The sequence below is a fragment of the Methanobacterium veterum genome (genome assembly GCF_000745485.1).
Taxonomy (GTDB): Archaea; Methanobacteriota; Methanobacteria; order Methanobacteriales; family Methanobacteriaceae; genus Methanobacterium_D; species Methanobacterium_D veterum.
This window is the reverse complement of sequence record NZ_JQJK01000003.1, coordinates 1-1,048: the sequence shown is the minus strand read 5'-3', so window position 1 is coordinate 1,048 and position 1,048 is coordinate 1. Positions and strand designations below refer to the sequence as shown.

Below are 1,048 nucleotides of genomic sequence, written 5' to 3'. Positions count from 1 at the left end.
TTTAATAGTTTTATTTACTGGTACGTTTACAGCATTATTTACAGGATCAACACTCGTAACAGTTGGTGCACTATTATCTGCTGTACTGAGTGCACTAAATGAACTTGCAGTGGCAGTTAAGTTAGCTGTACTATTAGTAGTAATATTTGAACTTGTTGTATTTGAAGTCTCAGATGTGGCAGATACGCCGCTTAAACTAAGCGATGCTATACTTAAAAAGATAAGTACTGCCAAAAACATTTTTCTCGTAATTTTACCGCCTCCGGATCCAAAAACTATGTCTCATGATTTCACAATTTAATAAGTTAAATGTATAATATATTAAATTTAAGAAACCTTTTGAAGTTTTAGGACAGTTTAATGTTCAATTTTACAGATTATATAAATGTTTTGGTTTTAAACTGGAAAAAGAACATTCTTAAATCTTATTTTTTCATTTAAAACTTACTGGGAACGTATTAAAATAAGGTATCGGGATTTAAATCTGTAGATTGTTTTTTTAAATAAATAAACCTCAATCAAAACTGTTTTAACAAAATAATCCTTAATAATGGGTTTTATATTTGCTTATTCAACTTTGAAATAGAGTGTAACATTTGTATTTGAATTCAAAGAAATAAAAAAAGAAATAAAAGTTATATTTTACTTAAAAAGGCAGTGTAGCATATGTGCCTTTGTATGTAGCTGTTGAAGTATTCCAGTTTTTAATAATGCCGAAAGAATTGCTGTAGCTGGTTGCATCTACATTGTACCATTTACCGTTAACCCAAACCTGTGCAATAACGTGTCCATACCAGTTACCGCTTGAGAACTGGGCATAAACATGTTCGTATCTTGCTGGTATTCCTGCAGCCCTTTCAAGAGCAATTAAAAGGTGGGCTGTATCGACGCAATTTCCAGTCATTGCATTTAAAGTGCCGACAGCACCATACTTGGTGTTGTAATAGAATGAATAACCCAATTTGTCTCTTACCCAGTTGAATATTGCCAATGCTTTATCATAGGCAGAAGTTTTACCGCTTGTTATTGATTTTGCCAGTGCTTGGAT

General features: G+C 32.3%; 2 protein-coding genes. One reads left to right on the top strand and one right to left on the bottom strand.

Annotated elements, in window-relative coordinates:
• Positions 1-301: hypothetical protein (locus EJ01_RS17440; protein WP_048192832.1), on the top strand; the 301-nt coding region annotated here is incomplete at its 5' end.
• 345 nt (positions 302-646) lie between these two features.
• On the opposite strand, the gene EJ01_RS00015 is transcribed toward EJ01_RS17440, so the two are convergent.
• Positions 647-1,048, bottom strand: a 402-nt coding sequence (locus EJ01_RS00015; RefSeq protein ID WP_048192831.1) for a transglutaminase-like domain-containing protein, incomplete at its 5' end; no start/stop codon positions are given.